14 protein-coding genes are annotated in these 14399 nt (G+C 63.1%); 12 read left to right on the forward strand and 2 right to left on the reverse strand.

All coding sequences use genetic code 11. From position 1 onward, the window contains the following. The first annotated feature begins 24 nt into the window (after window positions 1-24). Window positions 25-945: a DUF2272 domain-containing protein gene (locus tag JK202_RS14345; RefSeq protein WP_211562098.1), complete on the forward strand. Its 921-nt coding sequence runs from the start codon at window positions 25-27 to the stop codon at window positions 943-945. Here JK202_RS14345 and JK202_RS14350 read toward each other — a convergent pair. Then, window positions 921-1337, reverse strand: a complete 417-nt coding sequence (locus JK202_RS14350) for a rhodanese-like domain-containing protein (RefSeq protein WP_211562075.1) — start codon at window positions 1335-1337, stop codon at window positions 921-923. The genes JK202_RS14345 and JK202_RS14350 overlap by 25 nt on opposite strands. A 143-nt stretch (window positions 1338-1480) precedes the next feature. Here JK202_RS14350 and JK202_RS14355 point away from each other — a divergent pair, with 143 nt between their 5' ends. The 4 genes from JK202_RS14355 to JK202_RS14370 all read left to right on the forward strand — a co-directional run bounded on the left by JK202_RS14355 (window position 1481) and on the right by JK202_RS14370 (window position 6056). Beyond that, a complete protein-coding gene (locus tag JK202_RS14355; RefSeq protein WP_408872159.1) occupies window positions 1481-2461 on the forward strand; it encodes a cysteine synthase A in 981 nt (326 codons plus the stop codon). 99 nt (window positions 2462-2560) lie between these two features. Beyond that, window positions 2561-3286, forward strand: a complete 726-nt coding sequence (locus tag JK202_RS14360) for a response regulator (RefSeq protein ID WP_041111923.1) — start codon at window positions 2561-2563, stop codon at window positions 3284-3286. Window positions 3287-3291: 5 nt separating this feature from the next. Then, window positions 3292-4920, forward strand: coding sequence for an ATP-binding protein (locus JK202_RS14365; RefSeq protein WP_211562079.1), 1629 nt, complete (start codon window positions 3292-3294; stop codon window positions 4918-4920). Between the two features lie 89 nt (window positions 4921-5009). Then, window positions 5010-6056: an aldo/keto reductase gene (locus JK202_RS14370; RefSeq protein WP_211562081.1), complete on the forward strand. Its 1047-nt coding sequence runs from the start codon at window positions 5010-5012 to the stop codon at window positions 6054-6056. 48 nt (window positions 6057-6104) lie between these two features. On the opposite strand, the gene JK202_RS14375 is transcribed toward JK202_RS14370, so the two are convergent. Continuing rightward, entirely contained in the window at window positions 6105-7451 is a 1347-nt protein-coding gene (locus JK202_RS14375; RefSeq protein WP_211562083.1) for an RsmB/NOP family class I SAM-dependent RNA methyltransferase, read from the reverse strand. A 75-nt stretch (window positions 7452-7526) separates the two neighbouring features. Between JK202_RS14375 and JK202_RS14380 the strand changes: the two genes are divergently transcribed. From JK202_RS14380 to JK202_RS14410, 7 genes are all read left to right on the forward strand, one after another. Then, window positions 7527-8207, forward strand: coding sequence for a YggS family pyridoxal phosphate-dependent enzyme (locus tag JK202_RS14380; RefSeq protein WP_211562084.1), 681 nt, complete (start codon window positions 7527-7529; stop codon window positions 8205-8207). A 115-nt stretch (window positions 8208-8322) separates the two neighbouring features. After that, a complete protein-coding gene (locus tag JK202_RS14385; protein ID WP_211562086.1) occupies window positions 8323-10350 on the forward strand; it encodes a potassium transporter Kup in 2028 nt (675 codons plus the stop codon). Then, window positions 10347-11525, forward strand: coding sequence for a radical SAM family heme chaperone HemW (gene hemW, locus JK202_RS14390; RefSeq protein WP_211562087.1), 1179 nt, complete (start codon window positions 10347-10349; stop codon window positions 11523-11525). The genes JK202_RS14385 and hemW overlap by 4 nt, the downstream gene beginning before the upstream one ends. Before the next feature lie 36 nt (window positions 11526-11561). Continuing rightward, window positions 11562-12662, forward strand: coding sequence for a nucleoside hydrolase (locus JK202_RS14395; protein ID WP_211562088.1), 1101 nt, complete (start codon window positions 11562-11564; stop codon window positions 12660-12662). A 23-nt stretch (window positions 12663-12685) separates the two neighbouring features. Next, window positions 12686-13105: a DUF1489 family protein gene (locus tag JK202_RS14400; protein WP_211562090.1), complete on the forward strand. Its 420-nt coding sequence runs from the start codon at window positions 12686-12688 to the stop codon at window positions 13103-13105. 160 nt (window positions 13106-13265) lie between these two features. Continuing rightward, window positions 13266-14204, forward strand: a complete 939-nt coding sequence (locus tag JK202_RS14405; RefSeq protein WP_249200108.1) for a VOC family protein — start codon at window positions 13266-13268, stop codon at window positions 14202-14204. Next, a partial coding sequence (locus tag JK202_RS14410) for a hypothetical protein (RefSeq protein WP_211562094.1) occupies window positions 14201-14399 on the forward strand: 199 nt, incomplete at its 3' end. The genes JK202_RS14405 and JK202_RS14410, both read left to right, overlap by 4 nt.

Here is a 14399-nt window from a genome sequence, read left to right on the forward strand (position 1 = left end):
AGGGAAACACATCCCCCGACGAGGATAACAGTGCCAGATTCGCATCTTTTCAGGCGAGCAGCTGCTACGGCCGCCCTGCTCGCACTGGCTGCATGTTCCAGCCAGCAGAGTGTCAGCCCGTATCCGGCCCGCACGCCGAACGCCCAGTATGCGAACGGAACCACTGGTCCAGTGGGCTATGATCCCCACGTCCCGGATTTCGCAACCCGCAATTTCGAGCCGTTCAACCGGCAGGACGTTGCGGCGATTGCCCTGCGCGAATGGCGGATGTTCGGCTCACCGGTATCGGACGACAACCCCGAAGACCGCCCCGAACCCACCGAGGCCTCTCTCAAGCCCGAGCGCATTCCGGGCCTGTGGCAGCGCATCGGCGAGTACTGGTGGATCGGGCAGGACCCGTATGAGACGGAAGTGGGCTGGACCGGAAAGACGGACTCGCAGGGCACGCGGTTCGAGATCGAACATGATGGCCATTACGCCTGGTCCGCGGCGTTCATTTCCTATGTAATGCGGGTCGCGGGAGCCAATGAGCGCTTCCCGTATTCGCCCAATCACTCGACCTATATCAACGCCGCCGCCAGCGGGCAGTCCAGCGGTGTCACCGCGCATGATCCGGGGACCTATGCCCCCAAGATCGGCGATCTCATTTGCGTCGGGCGCGGCCGGAGCAAGACTGTCACCTTCTCCATGCTGCCCACCAGCTACGGTTTTCCGGCGCATTGCGGCATTGTCTCCGCAACGAACCAGAACGCCCAGCCCTTTGGTCACGAGCTGAGCATCGTCGGCGGGAACGTGGATGATGCCGTGGCCCTCACCCATGTCCCTACGGACGCCAACGGCATGATCGCGGACGGTTCAGGGCACAGCTATGACAGCCGCTATCCCTGGTGCGCCGTGCTGGAAGTCCATTACGATGCGGATCAGGAACCCGACAGCGGCATGTAAGAGGACGGCAGGCCACTGGAGCGCCAGCCCTTGCCGGGACCATGCTGGTCCTCGAATCCGTCCACGATATTGCTGACATCCGCGTAACCGGCATTCTCCGCCAGAAGCGCTGCATGATGGGACCGCACACCCGACCGGCACAGGAACAGCAGCGGTGTCTGCTGGTCGGGAACGGCCTCGACCAGAGCCTCCACAAACTCCTGCTGCAGGTCCGGCTGCCAGGTCACACACAGGAGTGGCGCCGTCATCGCATCCGCATCCGGTAGCCCGACATGCATCCATTCAGGTGGTGTCCGCACGTCCACCAGAATGGGGCGGGGCGTTTCCGCCGTGGCATTTTCAGGCTGTTTTTCAAGCATTTCCCATGCCTGTCTTGCCGTCAGGACCTTCATGCTCTTTCTCATCCTTCCAAAACGCGTTCTATAATTCACCCAGCACAGGCCAGCACAGGAGTGAACGTATGACTGACATCTCCCCGAACCGCAAAACCATCCCCCTGGCCACCACGAACGGGTGGCAGAGCGTTTCCCCGGGCATGACCGCCGCGATCGGGGGCACACCCCTCATTCGCCTCAGACGCGCCTCCGAAGAAACCGGCTGCGACATCTACGGCAAGGCCGAGTTCATGAATCCCGGCGGCTCTGTCAAAGACCGTGCAGCCCTGGCGATCATCGAAGACGCGCTGAAAAGCGGCGCCCTGAAGCCCGGCGGCACGGTCGTGGAAGGCACGGCCGGCAATACGGGAATCGGCCTCACACTGGTCGCCCATGCCGTTGGCTGCAAGGCCGTGATCGTCGTGCCGGAAACACAGAGCCGTGAGAAGCTGGACTTCCTGCGCATGATCGGCGCGGATCTGCGGCTCGTGCCCGCCAAGCCCTATCGCGATCCTGGTAACTACGTGCATGTCTCGCGCCGTCTGGCCGAAGAGATCGGCGGGTTCTGGGCCAACCAGTTCGACAACACCGCCAACCGCGAAGGCCACCGCGCCACCACGGCGCGGGAGATCTGGGAACAGACCGGCGGAAAAGTCGATGCCTTCACCTGCGCCTGCGGGACCGGCGGCACGCTGGCGGGCATCGCTCTGGGCCTGCGCGATCAGGCGCAAGCGGCCGGCAAGACGGCTCCGCGCATCGTCCTCGCCGATCCGGAAGGCTCCGCCCTCTATGGCTGGGTCAAGTCCAATGATCTGACGATCAGCGGCGGTTCCATCACCGAGGGCATTGGTCAGGGCCGCGTCACGGCCAACCTCGAAGGCTCCGCTCCTGAAGATGCCGAACGCATCCCGGATGCTGAAGCGCTGGAACAGATTTTCTCCCTGACATCGGAAGAAGGTCTCTCGGTCGGTGGGTCGTCAGGCATCAATGTTGCTGCTGCGATCCGAACTGCGCGGAGGCTCGGACCCGGACATACGATTGTTACAATCCTGTGTGATGGTGGGGCCCGATATCAGTCCAAGCTGTTCAACCCGGAGTTCCTGCGTGCGAAAAACCTGCCTGTCCCGTCCTGGCTGGCCTAACATCGCTCCCATGTCTGCTCCGGCCGGGAATGCCATTTCCCGGTCGGGCAGCATGAACAGTCCGAACGCGGTCACAGCATTCCCGAAAGGCCTCTGGTCATGAGCACGGAAACCCTGCCCCATCTTCTGGTCGTGGATGATGATCGCGAAATCCGCGAACTGCTGAGCCAGTTTCTCGAACGCAACCATTTCCGCGTAACCGCTGCCCGTGACGCACGCGAAGCCCGCAAGGCCTGGGCCAACGGACATTACCAGCTCGTGGTGCTGGACCTGATGCTGCCCGGCGAGAGCGGCCTTGAAGTGGCGCGCTGGCTGCGCTCGCAGGACAACGTGCCCATCATCATGCTCACGGCCATGAGCGACGAGACGGACCGCATCATCGGCCTCGAATTCGGCGCAGACGATTACGTCGCCAAGCCATTCAACCCGCGCGAACTGCTCGCCCGCATCCGCGCTGTGCTGCGTCGCACGGTCGATGTGGAAGACAAGCGTCAGGCCGCCGATACGCGCAAGATCCATTTCGCCGGCTGGTGCCTCGATCCCGTCCGCCGTCGCCTCCTGAACCCGGACGGTGCCGAAGTTTCCCTGACGGGTGGCGAATACGACCTGCTGATGGCGCTGCTGGAACGCGCCAACCGCGTGCTCACGCGCGACATGCTGCTGGAACTGCTCCGGGGTCGCCAGGCCGGGCCATTCGACCGCGCCATAGACGTTGCCATCAGCCGCCTGCGCCGCAAGCTCGAAGATGACGGCCGAAATGCTCAGGTCATCAAGACGGTCCGTGGCGGCGGCTACGTACTTGCAGCGGAAGTGGAGCGTCTCTGAACCCGATGCACATCCTGCCCCGGTCTCTTGTCGCCCGGACCAGCCTTCTGCTGATCGTGGGCCTTGCGATCGTGGAAGCCGCAGGGCTCGGGATCCACGCGCTGGACCGCTTCGATCTGGAAGAACGAAGCCAGGTCCACGAAGAGCAGGTTCAGGTCTTCTCGATCTATCGTACGGTCGCAGAAGCCAAACCGACCGATCGCCATGATGCGATTGACGACCTGCATATTCCGTCGAACGTCACGGTCCTGCTGCTGAAGGAACCTGATCCGCAGATCGAGGGGCATGAAATCCCCTTCCCGGCGATGGCATCCCCGTCTTTCATGCATCACCTGCATGACGATCCGCAGAATCATGAAGGCTTTCCGCCTCCCGGCCCCGATATGGCTGGCCCCGGCAGAGAGGGTGGCATGGGTCCCGGCGGACCGGGTTTCCCTGGACCCGGAATGGGGCCTGGCGGTCCCGATTTTCACTTTCCCGGAGACCACCCCGAGAATGGACGTCCGGAAGGCGATCACCCCGACGGCGACCATCTGGCAGGAGAACACCCTCCCGGAGATCCCCGCTTCCCCGGAGCCATCAGGCGCCGCGACATGCCGCCCTTCATGCGCTGGGCGCTCCTGCCGTCCTCGCTCTATCCGCGCAAGGTCCTGATCGGCCAGAAAATGCGCACCCATTCGACGTCGATCCTCCTGCCAGACCGGGACTGCTGGGTCGTGGTGCGCTTCGTAACCCCCCTGCCCAATCCGTTCGGCTCCCCGACGTTCATGATCGCGTTCCTCGTCATGTCGATTCTCGGGAGTGCGATGATCGTCTGGGCCACGCAGCGCCTGATCGCGCCTGTGACTACACTGGCCAATGCGGCCGAGGCGCTGGGCCGGGACGTCCATACCGCGGCCCTCCCCGAGAACGGACCGTCCGAAATCCGGCGCGCCGCCATCGCCTTCAACACGATGGCACTACGTATCCGGCGTTTCGTGACAGACCGCACGCTCATGCTGACAGCCATCGGTCATGACCTGCGCACCCCCATCACGCGGCTGAAACTGCGCGCCGAATTCATTGACGATGACGAATTGCGCAACAAGGTTCTGGCTGACCTGGACGAGATGGAAGCCATGGTCTCGGCCACACTGGCCTTCGGGCGCGACAGTGCCTCCGCCGAGCCCATCGTCTCGCTCGACCTGCGCGCGCTGCTACAGACCATCATGGATGAAGCCGCCGAGAGCCTGCCGGACAAGGCGGACGACCTGTTCTACGAACCGCCCAATGTCCCGGTGCGGATCAAGGCCCGTTCCGTGGCGCTCAAGCGCGCGCTGAACAATCTGATCCTCAATGCGCTGAAATATGGCGGCAGCGCGCATGTCACGCTCATCCCCGCCACCAAGCCCGGCGAGAAAGGCAATGCGGTCAAGATTCTGATCGAAGACAATGGCCCCGGCCTGCCCGAAAGCGAGCTGGACCGCGTGTTTGAACCGTTCGTCCGCATCGAAAGCAGCCGCAACCGTGAAACCGGCGGCAGCGGTCTGGGTCTCTCGATTGCCCGCACCATTCTTCACGGTCAGGGCGGTAATGTCCGTCTCGAAAACCGTCCAAGCGGCGGCCTGCGCGTCATCGTTACGCTGGCTCCGTAACCCCGGCCGGAAAAAAGACTGCGCCTTGATCAATGGCGCTGCTCCTTCCATGCTGGAGCCCTCTCCCATTTTCTGATCAGGTCTTTCTCATGAAACAGCGTGAACTTGGCCGCACGGGCATTGCCGTCAGCGAAATCTGCCTCGGCACAATGACCTTCGGTCAGCAGAACACCGAAACCGAAGGCCACGCCCAGCTCGACATGGCGCTCGACCACGGCATCAACTTCATCGACACTGCCGAGCTCTATTCCATCCCGCCCCGCGCTGAAACACAGGGTTCTACCGAAACGATTATCGGAAGCTGGCTGAAAGCCCGCGGTGGCCGCGACCGCGTCATCATTGCCAGCAAGGTCGTCGGACGGACTGCCATGCCGTGGTTCCGGCCCGATGGCGAGGAAGCACGCCTCACCCCGCGCCAGATCCGCTACGCACTCGAAGGCTCCCTGCGTCGCCTCGGCACCGATTACATTGACCTCTACCAGCTCCACTGGCCCGACCGGAAAATCGGCCTGTTCGGCGAAGGCGGCACCACCTTCCGCGATCTGCCAGAAGAGACAGCCGTTCCCATTGAAGAAACACTTGGCGTGCTCGGCGATCTCGTGAACGAGGGCAAGATCCGCCATGTCGGCCTTTCCAACGAGACCGCGTGGGGTGTTTCAAAATTTCTGGAAGCCTCGCGCACGGGCCTGCCGCGTGTGGCCTGCATCCAGAATGCCTACAACCTGATCAACCGGACCTTCGAGATCGGGCTGGCGGAAATGGCGCTGCAGGAAAAGGTCGGGCTGCTGGCCTATTCCCCGCTCGCACAGGGCTATCTGACAGGAAAGTACCTGAACGGGGCCCGCCCCGCAGGCGCCCGTACCACATTGTTCAATCGTGGCCAGCGCTATCAGAAGCCCGGCGTTGACGAGGCTGTCACGGCCTATCACGCTCTGGCCCGCGAAGAGGGGATCGACCCCGTCCAACTCGCAATCGCTTTCGTGACGTCACGTCCGTTCGTGACGTCCAACATCATCGGCGCCACCAGCCTCGACCAGCTCCGCACCATTCTCGGCGCAACGGACGTCATCATCACGCCCGAGCTGGAAGAGAAGATCAACGCCATCCATCAGGTCCACTCCAACCCCGCCCCCTGAGGGTACGGTCTCCGGCATCGAGGCTTATGTCCCCGATGCCGATTGGAATCAGACCTTGATCAGCCGTGCAGCAAAGAACCCGTCCATACCGCCAAGTTCGCTCCACAGACCCGGATGGGTGCGGAACATCCCATCCCAGGTCCGGGCGACGGACATATCCGCCAGTTCGGCTTCCGAGAACGGATCAAACTTCCAGCCACCACGCGCAATCGCGGCCTTGATCCGCTCCGGTCCTTCCTCGTCCTGAAGCGAGCAGACGGCATAAAGCAGCACGCCGCCCGGCTTGAGCATCTGATGCGCCGCATCGATCAGCACATCCTGACCTTCAGCCAGCGCCGTCACATCACGCGGACGCTTGATCCACAGCACGTCCGGATGACGGCGCAGCGTCCCCGTAGCGGAACACGGCGCATCGAGCAGAACCATGTCCACCGGAGCGTCCGGACGCCATGTAACGGCATCGGCCACAACCGTCTTGGCCGAGAGCTTCAGACGCGCGATATTTTCCTCAAGCCGTTTCGCCCGCGCTTCCTCACGTTCGACCGCCACGACATGCGCGCCAGCCGTTGCAAGCTGCGCCGTCTTGCCGCCCGGCGCCGCACACAGATCCACGACGGTCTTGCCCGCCACGTCACCCATCAGCTTCACCGGCATCGTCGCCGCTACGTCCTGCGCCCAGAACGCGCCTTCTTCGAAACCTTCCAGCGCCATGATGCGCGTCCCGGCGGGATAGCGCACGGAACCTGTCGGCAGCGCCTCGCCACCTTCCGGCGCGACCGCACCCGGACGCAGCGTCAGATCCAGCGGTGCCTCACGGTGAAGCCCACGCGAAATCGCCCGCGCCCGCTTGCCCCATGCGCTCCACAGCCAGGGCGGCACATCCAGCCGGTCCTCGTCCAGACCGTCCAGAAGGTCCTGCCCCTCACGCGAAACACGCCGCAGCACGGCATTGGCCAGCCCTGCAAACGGTGCCAGACCGCGACGACGCAGAAGATCCACGATCGTGCCCACAGCCGCATGAGGCGGCGTTTCCAGATGAAGCAGCTGCGCCACACCCATCAGCAGCGCACAACGCACCGGCTCGGGCGGCTCACGGCGCAGCAGGGGCTGAAGCAGCTCGGTCATGCTGCCCAGATGACGCAGGGTTGTCGCGGCCAGACGATGCGCGGACGCACGGTCGCGCGGGTCCAGCCCCTGCCCGGCGCGGTCCAGCGTCGTCTCCAGCATCCGACGATGCTCGACCACGCCGCAGACGATATCGAAAGCAAGATCGCGCGTCGGGTCCGGCGCAGGGCGGCGCTCTGGCGTACGGCCTCCGTGTGAACGGCGGGGCGCGCCGTTCCGGGTTCCGGAGGCCGGATTGCGGGGAGGCTTGTTGGATGGGGTCTGGGTCATGACAGGCTATCGATCTCTCGCATCCTGCCGAAATCGCATCTTGCGGCCACGGACGCAATGGCGTCTTCTCCAGACATGTCCGATCTTATTGCCCAGAACCTCGCCGCCATCCGTAATCGCATCGCTCAGGCCTGCGAAAAGGCCGGACGCGCAGAGGCGGATGTCTCGCTGGTCGCTGTCAGCAAGTTCCACCCGATCGAGAGCGTCGAAGCCGCCCTAAAGGCTGGCCAGCGCCTCTTTGGCGAAAACCGCGTCCAGGAAGCTGCCTCCAAATTTCCGGAACTCCGCAAAACCTTCCCGGACCTGCGCCTGCACATCATCGGCGGACTTCAGACCAACAAGGCCGCCGAAGCCTGTCAAATCGCCGATGTGATCGAGAGCCTCGACCGACCATCCCTCTGCGATGCCATCGAGAAAGGCGCACAGAAGGCCGGCCGCCTTCCGGAACTTCTCGTTCAGGTCAATACAGGTGGCGAACCGCAGAAATCCGGCGTTCCACGCGAAGAGGCCGATGCATTCATCGCTGCCTCGCTCGAAAAATTCGGCCAAAAAATCCGTGGCCTGATGTGCATTCCCCCCGAGGATGAAGATCCCGCGCCCCATTTCCGTCTCCTGCGCCAGATGAGCCAACGCCACGGACTGCCGGTCCTCTCAATGGGCATGTCCGCCGATTTTGAAACCGCCATCGCCGAAAATGCGACGCTCGTTCGGGTAGGAACCGCCATTTTCGGAAGCCGCCCCACGCCACAATCCTGACACGCGGCTTGCGTCCGTCGCAGAAATCTTGTCATGAGGGGAAGTTGCCGTGACGTGGAGCCGCGCTTGAAGGGTGCTGCGACAGTAGATAGCGGCACTCTATTGACGCCCGTAAATGGAACCAGCAATGCCTGAACATGACGGTGACCACGCCTCAAACCCTCCTCATGGCGTAGGGATTCCCAACGACTCCGGTGAGATCATCCAGACGATCGAACAGGCACGTTCCGAAGGGAATACCCACGAAATCGGTGGCGAAGAGAACGGCTCCGGCCATGCCCGTCCTGCCGGAATGGGCGCGATGCTCGCAGTGCTGGGTGTGGTCTATGGCGATATCGGCACAAGCCCGCTCTACGCGCTGCAATCGTCCGTCAGCATCGTCAGCTCCCCCAAGGCTCCCGCCCAGCCGTGGGAAATCATGGGCCTTGCAAGTCTGACGTTCTGGGCGCTGATGCTCATCGTCACCATCAAATATGTCATTCTCATCATGCGGGCCGATCATGATGGCGAGGGCGGCATCATCGCGCTCATGTCCCTGGCCCAGCGTGTATGCAAATCGCAGCATTTCCGATGGCTGTTCGGCCTCGTGGGCATTGCGGGCACCTGCCTGTTCTTCGGCGACAGCATCATCACCCCGGCCATTTCGGTGCTTTCAGCCGTGGAAGGCATCGAGACATCCGTGCCCTCGGCGAGCCACATCATCATCCCATTGGCGATGATCGTGCTGGTCGGACTGTTCTCGGTGCAGGTTCTGGGGACAGGCAAGATCGGCAAGGCTTTCGGGCCGATCATGGTGGCCTGGTTTGCGGTGCTCGCCATTCTCGGCGTCAAGGGGATCTTTCTCTACCCGCATATCCTGCTCGCCCTGTCCCCGACTTTCGCGCTCGAATTCATCATCATGCACGGCTACCTGTCGTTCATAGCGCTGGGTTCAGTCGTGCTTTCCGTCACCGGTGCAGAAGCGCTTTATGCCGATATGGGCCATTTCGGGCGCGCCCCGATCCGCAAGGCCTGGCTGTTCTTCGTCCTGCCTTCCCTGACGCTGAACTATTTCGGACAGGCCGCCCTGCTGATCCATGATCCGCATGCCCTGTCCAACCCGTTCTATCTTCTGGTGCCGCACTGGGCGCAGATCCCGATGCTGATCCTTGCGACCTTCGCAACCGTGATCGCCTCGCAGGCTGGCATCTCGGGCAGCTTCTCCCTGTGCCGCCAGCTCATCCAGCTCGGCTACCTGCCCCGCACCCGCATCATGCACACCAATGCGTCGGAAGAAGCGCAGATCTATCTGCCGTCGCTGAACTGGATCCTCGCCTTCGGCGCGCTGGTTCTGGTGCTGTCGTTCCGCACGTCCTCGGCCCTTGCCGCGGCTTACGGCATTGCCGTGACCGGGACGTTCCTGTGCACCTGCGTACTGGCGATGGTGGTGTTCCGCCGCGTCTTCAAATGGAAGACCGCAACGGTTGCGATCGTCTTCGGCTTCTTCTTCATCGTGGACAGCATTTTCTTCTCGGCGAACGTGCTCAAGATCCCCGATGGCGGCTGGGTCCCGCTGGCGATCGGCATCATCAGCACCATCATCATGACCACCTGGAAGCGCGGCCGTAGCCTCATCGCCGCCCGCCAGCAGGCGGATTCCATGCCGATGGGCTCTTTCCTTGCCCGTCTGCCGCAGTCCCGCACGATCCGCGTTCCCGGTCTGGCCGTCTTCCTGACCGCCAATCCGGACATCGTGCCGAACTCGCTGCTGCATAACCTCAAGCACAACAAGGTCCTGCACGACCACATCCTGTTTGTGACGGTCGAAAACCTCGACCAGCCGGAGGCCGAGCGCGGGCACCGCGCCATCGTTCAGGAACTGGCGCCCAACATCCATCGCGTCATCGTCCGCTATGGCTTCATGGAGATGCCCAACCTCCCCCGCGCCCTGCTGGAGCTGAATGCGCTCGGCGTGGCATTTGACGCCATTCAGGCCTCCTACTTCACATCACATGAGCTCGTCGTGCGCTCCCGCGTGCCGAAGATGCAGCTCTGGCGGATGTGGATCTTCCTTCTGCTCCTGCGCAATGCCGCCTCCACAACCGAGTTCCTGCGCATCCCGCCTGACCGCGTTGTGGAATTCGGCGTCCGGATCGCCATTTGACAACCCCATCAAAACCCGGGCCCCTCTCCCTCTACATCCACTGGCCGTTCTGTCTGGCGAAGTGCCCCTACTGCGATTTCAACTCCCATGTCCGGGAGGTGATCCCGCAGCAGCGCTTCGCCGCAGCCCTGCGCCGCGAGCTGGAACATGATGCCGCACGCCTGACCCGCGATGGCGTCAAACGCCCGCTTCGTTCGATTTTCTTCGGCGGGGGCACGCCCTCACTCATGGCGCCTGAAACCGTCGCCGCCCTAATCGAGGACGCGCATCGCCTGTTCGATGCGGAAGATGATCTGGAAATCACGCTCGAAGCCAACCCGACCAGCGTCGAGGCCGGAAAATTCGCGGCCTTCCGTCAGGCGGGCGTCAACCGCGTCTCGCTCGGCGTGCAGAGCCTGCGGGACGATGCGCTGCACAAGCTCGGCCGCGAACACTCCGCCACGCAGGCCATTCGTGCGCTCGAAACCGCCCGAACCCTCTTCCCGCGCATTTCCTTCGACCTGATCTATGCCCGCCCGGGCCAGAGCGATGCCGACTGGACGGACGAACTCACCACCGCGCTCGACCTGGTGGCCGATCACCTATCGCTGTATCAGCTCACCATCGAGCCCGGCACGAAGTTCGAAGCCATGCACCGTCGCGGCGAACTCACGCTGCCCGACGAAGACACCGCCGCTCGCCTCTATGACCTGACCGGCGAGATTGCCGCCCGTCACGGCCTGCTGCCCTATGAAGTTTCGAATTATGCCCGCCCCCGCGCCGAGAGCCGCCATAACCTGACCTACTGGCGCTATGCGGACTATATCGGCATCGGCCCCGGCGCTCACGGACGCCTCACACTGGATGGCGAGCTTTACGCCACCCGCCGCCATCGTGCGCCCGAACCTTGGGCCGAGCGCGTGGAAAAAACAGGCTCCGGCAGCACCGAGGAAACCCTCCTCTCCCCGGAAGAAAAAGGCCGCGAAGCCCTGCTGATGGGCCTGCGCCTGTCCGAAGGCATCAACGAGGCCGCCTTTGCCGCCCGTACAGGACGAGCGCTTATGGACTGCGTAGACCCGGCCCTGCTCGAAGCCTGCATCGAGGAAAATTACCTTGAACGGGACCACGGTATCCTGCGGGCAACAGGCGAAGGACGGCTTCGTCTTGAAGCGATACTGGCGCGTCTCGTCACTTGAGGGCATGATCCCGTCTTAATCCATCTGGAAGAGACCATGCGCCGACCCATTCTCTCTGCCCTTCTGGCCGCCTGCACCATTCTGGCCCCGCTTACCGCTGCGACCGCTGCTTCTGCTTCGGGCCCCGTTCCGAATTACGTCGTGCTCGACAACGACTTCCTCGGCCCGGGCGGCTCCAACATCCAGTCCATCATTCCGCTGCTCAACCGCCCCGGTGTGATGCTGCTCGGCCTGACCTCCGTCGTCGGCGATGACTGGGAGAACGCGGGCACGGCGCATGCCCTCCGCTTTCTGGAAATCGCCCGCCAGACGCAGATCCCCGTCGCCGACGGTGCCACCACCCCGCTGGTCAACACGGTCGCAGAGACGAAACTGCGCGAACAGCAGTTCGGGATCATTCCCTGGAAGGGCGCCTGGGGCGGCCTCGGCCCCATCGATCACGTCCCGGCCACACAGCCTCCCGTTGGCAAGCTGCCGGAAGGCGCGCCGCATATCGCCGCCGACACGCTCCCGGCCGCCATGTTCCTGATCCGCGAAGTTCACGCCCATCCGCATCAGGTCACAATCATTGCCGCAGGACCGCTGACAAACCTCGCCTTGGCCATCCGGATCGACCCGACCTTCGCCGAAACCGCCAAACAGCTCGTCTTCATGGGCGGCCTGCTCGATGCCAGCATGATGTCCGTCACCGGCAATGCCGACTTCGCGTCCGATTTCAACCTGATCATGGACCCTGAAGCCGCCCGGATTGCCCTGACGGCCCTCTGGGCTGGCATCACCTGCGTCGGCAATGTCTCGAACGACATCATGATGACCTCCGAACTCGCAGACCGGATCGATACGAAGCACAACGCCGTCACGGACTATCTGAAAAAGTATCAGGCCCCCCTGCCGCTGTGGGATGAACTGACGTCCGCCATCGCCGTTGATCCCACACTAGTCACGAAGTCCGTAACGGCTGTCATGGACGTTAATATCGAACACGGGATGGATTACGGGCACGCCCACATCTGGCCAGACTCCACGGCTCCGAAGGGTGTTGTCCTGCGGAAGGTGAAGATCGTGCAGTCCATCGACAAGGCGCGCTTCATCAATGAGTTCGTCTCGCAGTCCCAGAACGCCGTGGGCACGCACTGACACAAGGAGGGCATCCGACACACATGCTGAACATCATCAAGCTGGCCGTCGGCTGCCCGAGCATCGAAGTCCTGCGGGAGCGGTTGAACCATTACCGCATCAACGGGCACGCCACCGTCCAGACCCGCACCATGCCCAAAAGGGCGGACGAGGTGCTGGACGGGGGCTCTCTCTATCGCGTGATGGACGGCATGGTCCTGTGCCGCCAGCCCATCATCGGGCTGGAGAGCGCCCAGCGCGCGGATGGCAGCACAGGCACGCTGATCGTCGTGTCCGACGAAATCATCCCGGTTCAGCCGCGTCCCATGCGTCCCTTTCAGGGCTGGCGCTATCTGGAACCCAAGGACGCCCCGCCGGATCTGGGCGGCAGCGCAGGTCAGGACGGAATTGCGGATCTCCCGCCCCAGCTCCGCCGCGAGCTGGCCGAACTCGCCCTGATCTGAGCTTTCAAAACACCCCCTGCCACATTTTTGCTGCATTCCGGGAACGGAATGGCGCACGAAACGTCATGCCCCTATTGCGGGGAATTACAGGATGTCCCCTCTCCGCCCTGCTACACGCCCACCGGCGTTCCGTGCAGGCCAGAACAGAAGGAGTGCCGCCTTGCCGCCCTTTCCCCGTCCTTCCCGAGCAAGTACGGCTGCCGTCACGCTCTCAGCGGCCCTGTCCATTGGTCTCGGCCTGACAGGTCCTGTTCCCAGTGCGCATGCGCAGACAACAGCCCCGGCCGCAGCCACTGCAGCAACCGTTCTGCCTGGCAAGATCGTCTATGCCCAGCTCACGACACCCGATCTGGCCAAGGCGAAAGCCTTCTATGGTCCCCTTCTGGGCTGGACCTTTCAGGACCGCCCCGTCTCGCGTGGTCATTACGCCGAAGCTCTCGTGAATGGCCACGTCGTTGCGGGTCTTGTCGAACGCCCCCTGCCTGATACGGACAATCCGCCCCATCCGCTCTGGCTTCCGTTCATTTCGGCGCCCGATGTGCCGACTCTCGCAAAATCATCCCGTCAGTGGGGAGCAAAGGTGCTGTTCCGGCCAACAGCCATTCAGGGTCGTGGCGAACAAACCATCATCGCCGATCCGCAGGGCGCTCTCTTCGCAGCGCTGAATGCTCCTCAGGGTGATCAGAATGACACGGATCCGACCGCACAGGGCGACTGGATCTGGAATGCACTCCTGACCTCCACCCCTTCGGCAAGTGCCGGCTTTTACCAGAAACTCTTCGGCTATCAGGTTGAAGCCGCGCCGGCTCCCGACACGAACCAGCGTTATATCCTGGAATCGCAGTCCGTGGCCCGTGCGACCGTCAACCCGCTTCCGCCGCGTCTTCCGCCGAACGCCCGCGCCCGCTGGCTCAGCTTCGTGCAGGTGGACAGCGTGGGCAGTGCGGCTGAGAAGGCCGTGCAGCTTGGCGGACGTGTTCTGGTCGAGCCGCATCTCGATCACCAGAACAGCATGATCGCCGTTCTCGCCGATCCGGCGGGCGCCGCCTTCGGGGTCATGGAACTGCATGATACCGGCCTGACAGGAGACGCGAAATGATCCGTCGGACAACAAAAACCTTCGCCCGCATCGGCGGTGCGCTCTGCCTGCTTGGCATGCTGTCCGGCTGCGTGGGCTATGACGGGTATGGCTATGATGGTTACGGCGGCTATGGCGGCGGCGGTGGCTATTATGGTGGCTATAACAGCGGCTGGGGCGGCGGTTGGGGTTCCGGCTGGGGCTCGGGCTATGGCG

Source organism: Gluconobacter sp. Dm-62 (assembly GCF_018256155.1).
GTDB lineage: Bacteria > Pseudomonadota > Alphaproteobacteria > Acetobacterales > Acetobacteraceae > Gluconobacter.